The sequence below is a fragment of the Streptomyces sp. A012304 genome, from assembly GCF_026008495.1.
Lineage (GTDB): Bacteria > Actinomycetota > Actinomycetes > Streptomycetales > Streptomycetaceae > Streptomyces.
The window spans coordinates 1,647-8,858 of record NZ_BQUN01000104.1 but is presented as its reverse complement, the minus strand read 5'-3'; the positions used below and the strand labels follow the sequence as shown (position 1 = coordinate 8,858).

At 70.1% G+C, this 7,212-nt stretch carries 6 protein-coding genes; 4 read left to right on the top strand and 2 right to left on the bottom strand.

All coding sequences use genetic code 11. The features are described 5' to 3' along the window. Positions 1 to 69: 69 nt before the first annotated feature. Complete coding sequence (locus ALMP_RS26950) at positions 70 to 1,425, bottom strand: M6 family metalloprotease domain-containing protein (protein WP_264932917.1); 1,356 nt, start codon at positions 1,423 to 1,425, stop codon at positions 70 to 72. 339 nt (positions 1,426 to 1,764) lie between these two features. On the opposite strand from ALMP_RS26950, the gene ALMP_RS26945 reads away from it, so the two are divergent. Further along, a complete protein-coding gene (locus ALMP_RS26945) occupies positions 1,765 to 2,409 on the top strand; it encodes a TetR/AcrR family transcriptional regulator (protein ID WP_264932915.1) in 645 nt (214 codons plus the stop codon). Positions 2,410 to 2,584: 175 nt separating this feature from the next. Then, on the top strand, positions 2,585 to 4,126 hold the full coding sequence (locus ALMP_RS26940; protein ID WP_264932914.1) for an MFS transporter: 1,542 nt from the start codon (positions 2,585 to 2,587) through the stop codon (positions 4,124 to 4,126). 194 nt (positions 4,127 to 4,320) lie between these two features. On the opposite strand, the gene ALMP_RS26935 is transcribed toward ALMP_RS26940, so the two are convergent. Continuing rightward, on the bottom strand, positions 4,321 to 4,827 hold the full coding sequence (locus ALMP_RS26935) for a MarR family winged helix-turn-helix transcriptional regulator (RefSeq protein ID WP_264932913.1): 507 nt from the start codon (positions 4,825 to 4,827) through the stop codon (positions 4,321 to 4,323). A gap of 158 nt (positions 4,828 to 4,985) precedes the next feature. Here ALMP_RS26935 and ALMP_RS26930 point away from each other — a divergent pair, with 158 nt between their 5' ends. Next, entirely contained in the window at positions 4,986 to 5,777 is a 792-nt protein-coding gene (locus ALMP_RS26930; protein WP_264932912.1) for a dioxygenase, read from the top strand. 482 nt (positions 5,778 to 6,259) lie between these two features. Next, a partial coding sequence (locus ALMP_RS26925; protein ID WP_264932910.1) for an RNA polymerase sigma factor RpoD/SigA occupies positions 6,260 to 7,212 on the top strand: 953 nt, incomplete at its 3' end.

The following is a 7,212-nucleotide window of genomic DNA, read 5'->3' as shown; positions in this document are numbered from 1 at the left end:
GACTCCCCGGCCCGCCCGCCTGCCACCCCCGGCCCACCCCCCGGCCCCTGGACCACCCCCGCAGCTCGCCTACCCCCGTGTCACCCGCACCCGGTGGTTCCCCTCCAGGTCGGCCCCCGCCACCGTGATGCGGATGTCGTTTCTCGAGTCCCTGAAGGTCTCGCCGGGGGCGAAGGGGGCGTCGGAGAGTTCCGCGTGGACGTTGGGGCTGCGGGTGCAGCCGCCGCTGCCGCGGCGGGAGTCGTGGACCTTTATCGGCCCCATGCCGGTGTCGACGCCCGCGTCGACCTTGTAGACGAGGACGCCGGGGCGGCAGACGGCCTCGTCGTTCCCGCCGTGGGTGCGCAGTTCGACGGCGTAGCCGGTGCGCCGGTCGAGGGGGACGAAGACCAGCTTGGGGCCGCCGGCGCGGAAGAGGGGCGTGAGGGTGTACTCGTGCGTGCCGGGGTCGGCCGCGCAGCGGACCTGTTCCGTGTCCAGCCAGCCCAGTTTCCACTTGTGCCAGCCGAGCAGGTCGTTGTTGGCGCCCCAGTCCTCGCTCATGATGTCCCAGTGGCCGACCGCGCCTCCGCCCTCCTGGGTGTAGAGGTCGGGCAGCCCGAAGACATGGCCGTTCTCGTGCGGCAGGACGCGGTAGCCGGTGCGGTCGTAGGAGCCGGAGCCGTCGTCCTGGCGGGAATAGACGAAGGAGGCGTTCGCGACGGGGACGCCGTCGGCGACCGGCGCCTCGGGGTTGCCGGCGAACGTCACCGACAGGACGGTGTCCAGCGCGGAGGGGCCGGCGTTCGGGGTGACCAGCACGTTCAGGAGGTCGTACGTCCGGAAGTCCACGGTCGGGTCGGCGGCGGCCACGATGTCCTGGACCAGCTCCCGGTAGCCGGGGTCGAAGGGCGCGCCGCGCTCTATGCCGTACGCCTTGAACGGTCTGGGCATGCGCAGCCAGTGGGGGAGCGGGGCCTCCGGGCGGTAGTCGAGGCGGCCGTAGGAGGCGGTGCGGAACCACTCCCGGGTCTGCGGGAAGAACTCGTGGAACCGGTCGGTCGCCTTGCCGGGGCCGGGCGCGTCCGGGAAGTCGATCATCAGGGTGAGGGCGTGGACGGTGCCCGTGGAGCGCGCGTAGCCGCCGGTGGTGGGGACGCCCTCGGACATCTGGACGGTCGTGGCGCCGCTGATCATGCAGGGGGCGAGGGCGGAGGTGCGGGCCAGTGAGACCGGGCCCGCGCCGGCCGGTGCCGGGGCGGGGGCGAGGCGCGCGGTTCCGGCGGAGGTGCTCACGGCGAGGGTCAGCGCGGTCACGCAGACGAGGGCGGCCGCACGGCGTGGGCGCGAGCCGCCGGGGCGTATGCGTCGGTGGAGCGGCTCCCAGGGCCGGGAAGGCCGGGTGGTCCGGTGGCCTGTCCCGGGTCGCTCAGGCTGCGGCTGCATGCAGGGACCCTTCGCTCCGGGCAGCCGCCGGTCACTGGCTGCACTTTTCCCTTCACTCTCCGTCAGGTTCTGTGGGGGTGCGCGTCGGGTCGGCCGATCGTGGGTTACTGGAGAGTAGGAGAAGGTGTGATCCAGAACACGCCAAAAGTTTCGGCTCAGGTGAAATAACCGGGGATCGCTTCCCCGTTTAGCCCTGTGTCCGACCGAAACGGGGAGAGCTTCCCCGGATGGGTCCCCCGTGCCGGCCATCGGGTTCCCGTACGCGTGACCGGGTTCCCGTACGCATCACCGGTTCCCGTACGCGTCATCGGGTTCCCGTACCAGTCATTGGAGTGCACCGTGCAGACCGCAGCCCCCGAGCAGCGCAAGGCGACCCGGCCGCGCGCCGACGCCCTGCGCAACCGGGAGCGGATCGTCACCGCCGCCCGCGAGATGTTCGTCGAACTCGGACCCGGCGTGCCGCTCGACGACATCGCCCGCCGGGCCGGCGTCGGCAACGCCACGGTGTACCGCAACTTCCCCGACCGCGACGCGCTGGTCCGCGAGGTCGTCTGTTCCGTCATGGACCGGACGGCCGACGCGGCCCGGCGGGCGCTCGCGGAGACGGGTGACGCCTTCGGCGCGCTGGAGCACTTCGTGCACACGGCCGCCGACGAACGCATCGGCGCGCTGTGCCCGATGGTCGCCAGTACGTTCGACGCGAACCACCCCGACCTGGAGGCCGCCCGGGTGCGCGCCGAGCGGCTGATCGGGGAGGTCATGGAGCGCGCCCGCAGCGCGGGGCAGCTCCGCGACGACGTCGGCATCGGTGACCTGATGGTCGCCGTCGCCCAGCTCAGCCGGCCCCCGGCGGGCACCGGCTGCGGGAACGTCGACCGGTTCGTCCACCGTCATCTCCAGCTGTTCCTGGACGGACTGCGGGCCCCGGCCCGATCCGTGCTGCCGGGCGCGGCCGTGACCATGGAGGACCTGCGCCAGGCCTGAACCGACTCCCGACCTCCGACCTCCGACCCTCTCAGCCCCTCCACAGTCGCTCGCACGCACACGTCAGCACTCACGCACGCACACGCTTGCACGCACACCAGCGGGCCCCGAACTCCGCCTCTTCGCACGCTTTCAACCCTTTTTTCCGTCACGAAGTCCCGAAGTGGGTACCCCCATGTCTGAAACAGCCAGCAAGGCTCCCGGCGTCCCCCAGGCGGACCCGGGCCGCTGGAAAGCGCTCGTGTTCATCGCGCTCGCCCAGCTGATGGTCGTCCTCGACGCGACCATCGTGAACATCGCCCTGCCCTCCGCCCAGCAGGACCTGGGCATATCCGACGGCAACCGCCAGTGGGTGGTCACCGCCTACGCGCTCGCCTTCGGCGGTCTGCTGCTCTTCGGCGGACGCATCGCCGACCTGTGGGGCCGCAAGCGGGCCTTCCTCGTCGGTCTGGTCGGCTTCGCCGCGGCCTCCGCGCTGGGCGGTGCGGCAACCAACGAGGCCATGATGTTCGGCGCCCGCGCCCTCCAGGGTGTCTTCGGCGCCCTCCTCGCGCCCGCCGCGCTCTCCCTGCTCGCGGTGATGTTCACCGACGCCAAGGAGCGCGCCAAGGCGTTCGGCATCTACGGCGCGATCGCCGGTGGCGGCGGTGCCGTCGGTCTGATCCTCGGCGGTTTCCTCACCGAGTACCTGGACTGGCGCTGGACGTTCTACGTCAACATCCCGTTCGCCGTGATCGCCGCGGCCGGTGCCTGGTTCGTCATCCGTGAGCCGCAGGGCGGCCGCAACCGCTCCGCCCTCGACATCCCGGGCGTCGTCCTGTCCACCCTCGGCCTGGTGGCCCTGGTCTACGGCTTCACCCGCGCCGAGTCCGACGGCTGGAGCGACTCGCTCACCATCGGCATGTTCGTCGCGTCCGCCGTCCTGCTGGCCACCTTCGTGGCCGTGGAGGCGAAGGTCGCGCACCCGCTGCTGCCGCTGCGCGTGATCACCGAGCGCAACCGCGGCGGGGTGTACCTCTCGCTGGGTCTCGCCATCATCGCGATGTTCGGGCTGTTCCTCTTCCTGACCTACTACCTCCAGGTCGTGAAGGGCTACTCCCCGGTGCGGACCGGCTTCGCCTTCCTGCCCATGATCGTGGGCATGATCACCGGCTCCACGCAGATCGGCACGCGTCTGATGACCCGGGTCGCCCCCCGTCTGCTGATGGGCCCCGGCTTCCTGGTCGCCGCGCTCGGCATGCTGCTGCTGACGCGGATGGAGATCGACTCCTCCTACACGGCCCTGCTGCTGCCGGCCATGCTCCTGCTCGGCCTGGGCATGGGTACGGCGTTCATGCCGGCGATGTCCCTGGCCACCCAGGGTGTCGAGGCGCGTGACGCCGGCGTGGCCTCCGCGATGGTCAACACCTCGCAGCAGGTGGGCGGCGCCATCGGCACCGCCCTGCTGAACACCGTCGCCGCCTCCGCGACCACGTCCTACATCACCGACCACATCGCGGGCGCCGCCTCCCGGCCGCAGCAGCAGCTGGTCCAGCTGGAGGGCATGGTGCAGGGGTACACCACCGCGATCTGGTTCGCCGTCGGCATCCTGGTCGTCGCCGCCGCGATCGCCCTGACCTTCGTCAACGCCGGCCGCCCGGACATGGGCGCGGTCACCGGCTCGGGCGCGGCCGAGGGTGCCGAGGACGAGGTGCCGGTGCCGGTGGTGGCCCACTGAGGCACCGGCCTCGTGCGACGGGAGTGACGGAGTGACGGGAGCACCCCGGAGTGTCTCTTCTGGTGCCCCTTCGAGCATCTCCTTGAGTACCTGAGGAAGTACTTCCTCAGGTGCTTCAGAAGTACTTCCTGAAGTACTTCCTCAGGTACTTCCTCGAGTACCTCTTCGGACCGGATCTGCCCGGGTGGTGGCGCTCAGCGCAGCCAGGGCAGGTCCGCCCCCGCTTCGTTGGGCTGAAGGCCCTCGGCGACGATCTGCATGATCTCGCCGAGGGTCTTCTGCTGTTCGGGGGTCAGCCGGTCGAACAGCGCCTGGCGTACGGCGGCCACATGTCCGGGGGCGTTGCGTCGCAGCACCTCCAGGCCGGCGTCCGTGAGCACCGCGAACTGGCCCCGCTTGTCCGAGGGGCAGTCCTCGCGCCGGACCCAGCCGTTCTTCTCCAGGCGGGCGATGGCGTGGGACAGCCGGGAGCGGGTGATCTTCGACTTCATCGCCAGCTCGGTCATCCGAAGCCGTCGTTGCGGGGCCTCGGCGAGGCCGACGAGGAGGCCGTAATAGATGTGCGGCATGCCCGCATCACGCTGGAGCTGGCGGTCGAGATGGTCCTCCAGGAGGGTGGTTGCGTGCAGGTAGGAGCGCCAGACGCGCTGCTCCTCTGCGGTGAGCCACTGGGGCTCTTCAGCGGATGGGGATGCCTTCATGTACTCCACTGTAAAGGTCGTGTCCTTGAAATTTAAACAAACGACGCCTAGGGTGGTGTCACCAAATGATTTAGATTTAAAGCAGTGCGGCCCTCGCGGGCTGCGGCAACCCGACGAACCCGACGAACCCGAAGAGTGAAGAGCAGGGAGTCACCACCATGTCCGCCGACACGCGGGAGCGCATGCCCGCCCTGTACCTCAGCCACGGCGCACCGCCGCTCGCCGACGACCCTGTCTGGCCCGGCCAGCTCGCCGCCTGGTCCGCCGACCTGCCGCGCCCCAAGGCGATCCTCATCGTCTCCGCCCACTGGGAGGAGGCCCCCCTCGCCCTCGGCGCGGTCGAGACGGTCCCCCTGGTCTACGACTTCTGGGGCTTCCCCGAGCACTACTACCGGGTCACGTACGAGGCTCCCGGCGCCCCCGCGCTCGCCGAGGCCGTCCGCAAGCTGCTGCGCGCCCCCGGCACGCCCGTCCAGGACATCCCCGACCGCGGCCTCGACCACGGCGCCTACGTCCCGCTGGTGGAGATGTTCCCGGCCGCCGACATCCCCGTCCTGCAGATCTCCATGCCCACCCTGGACCCGGTGCGGCTCATGGAGATCGGCCGCAGGCTCGCGCCGCTGCGCGAGGAGGGTGTGCTGATCGTCGGCTCCGGCTTCTTCACCCACAACCTGGCCGCGCTGCGTCACACGGGTCCGGGCGTGCCCGCCTGGTCCGCCGAGTTCGACGACTGGGGCCGGCGCGCCATGGAGAGCCGGGACTGGGACTCCCTGCTGGACTTCCTGAACAAGGCCCCGGCCGGCCAGTACGCCCACCCGCGCACCGAGCACTTCGCCCCGCTGTTCGTGACCATGGGCGCGGCGGAGGTCTCCGGCGAGCTGGACGCGCAGAAGTCGGTGATCGACGGGTTCTGGATGGGGCTGGCGAAGAGGTCGGTGCAGTTCGGCTGAGTCCTGGCCGATAAACGCCGTGTAGGGCCTGGCTGGGAATCCCCTGTGAACAGGCGCCCGCGGCAACCAAGGGCCGGTACGGGCCGTCTTCAAGGGTGGGAGGACGGCGAAAGATGCCGCTCTTCCGGAGCGAAGACAAGTGAAAACAGCGAAGACAAGCGACGACAGCGGTATCCAATGTGACAGACGTCTCACATACGGGGTCACAGAGGTGCGTGGGAGCTGTGAGGACGGCCTCGACTCCCCGCCTGACCTGCACCTCCGTACGTCGCGACGCCGGCGCCGCGCCCGCGCGGCCCGACAGGGTACTGCAAGATCAGAAAAAATGAGGGGCGGGTTGGGAATTCTGTCCTGATTCCAGTCGTTGTTTCCATCGGATGCAGGGCACCCGAGGAGAGTCCCGGTGAGAGTCCCGGGAGGACCCGAGCGGTGTCCGGTGTCCACGGACCACCCGCTGACCCCACCATCGCAAGGGAGCACGCATGGCAACCCGTGCCGTCGCCCGTCGTCAGTCCGCCACCGGCGAGACGGCCGACGCGGCAAGCAGCGCTCGCGTCCACGGCGGCGAGATCGCCGACCGCGATCTGGTCGGCATGTACCTCGACGAGATCGCGCGCACACCACTGCTCGACGCCGCCAAGGAAGTCGAGTTGTCGCAGATCATCGAGGCGGGTGTGTTCGCGCAGCAGGTCCTCGACGGATACGAGGAGTCCAAGGCGGACGCCTCCCGCGAGGAGCTGGAGGCACTCGTCCGCGAGGGTGAGCGTGCCAAGGACGTCTTCATCCGTTCCAATCTCCGGCTGGTCGTCGCGGTCGCCCGCCGCTACCCGCGCAGCGGCCTGCCCCTGCTCGACCTGATCCAGGAGGGCAACGCCGGCCTGGTGCGCGCGGTCGAGAAGTTCGACTACCGCAAGGGCTTCAAGTTCTCGACGTACGCCACCTGGTGGATCCGTCAGGCGATCACCCGCTCCATAGCGGACCAGTCGCGCACGATCCGCCTGCCCGTCCACCTGGTGGAGGAGCTGGGCCGCATCCGCCGCGTCCAGCGCGAGTTCAACCGTGAGCACGGCCGCGACCCGGAGCCCGCCGAGATCGCCACCGAGCTCGGCTCCTCCGCGGAGCGCGTCATCGACGTGCTGGACTGGGCCCGCGACCCGGTCTCGCTGAACATGGCGGTGGACGACGAGGGCGAGACGCAGTTCGGCGACCTGCTGGAGGACACCTCCGCGGTCTCCCCGGAGCAGTCCGTCCTGACGCTGCTGCGCAGCGAGGAACTCGACGGCCTGATCGACCGCCTCGACCCGCGCACGGCCTCCATCATCAAGATGCGCTACGGCATCGAGGACGGCCGTGAGCGGACCCTGACCGAGGTCGGCAAGGAGCACGGCCTCACCCGGGAGCGCATCCGGCAGATCGAGAAGCACGCCCTGCTGGA

What these genes read in the sequence shown, in the direction of transcription:
- ALMP_RS26950 (WP_264932917.1), bottom strand. Translation starts at nt 1,425, where the DNA reads ATGCAGCCGCAGCCTGAGCGACCCGGGACAGGCCACCGGACCACCCGG.
- ALMP_RS26940 (WP_264932914.1), top strand. Translation starts at nt 2,585, where the DNA reads ATGTCTGAAACAGCCAGCAAGGCTCCCGGCGTCCCCCAGGCGGACCCG.
- ALMP_RS26935 (WP_264932913.1), bottom strand. Translation starts at nt 4,827, where the DNA reads ATGAAGGCATCCCCATCCGCTGAAGAGCCCCAGTGGCTCACCGCAGAG.
- ALMP_RS26930 (WP_264932912.1), top strand. Translation starts at nt 4,986, where the DNA reads ATGTCCGCCGACACGCGGGAGCGCATGCCCGCCCTGTACCTCAGCCAC.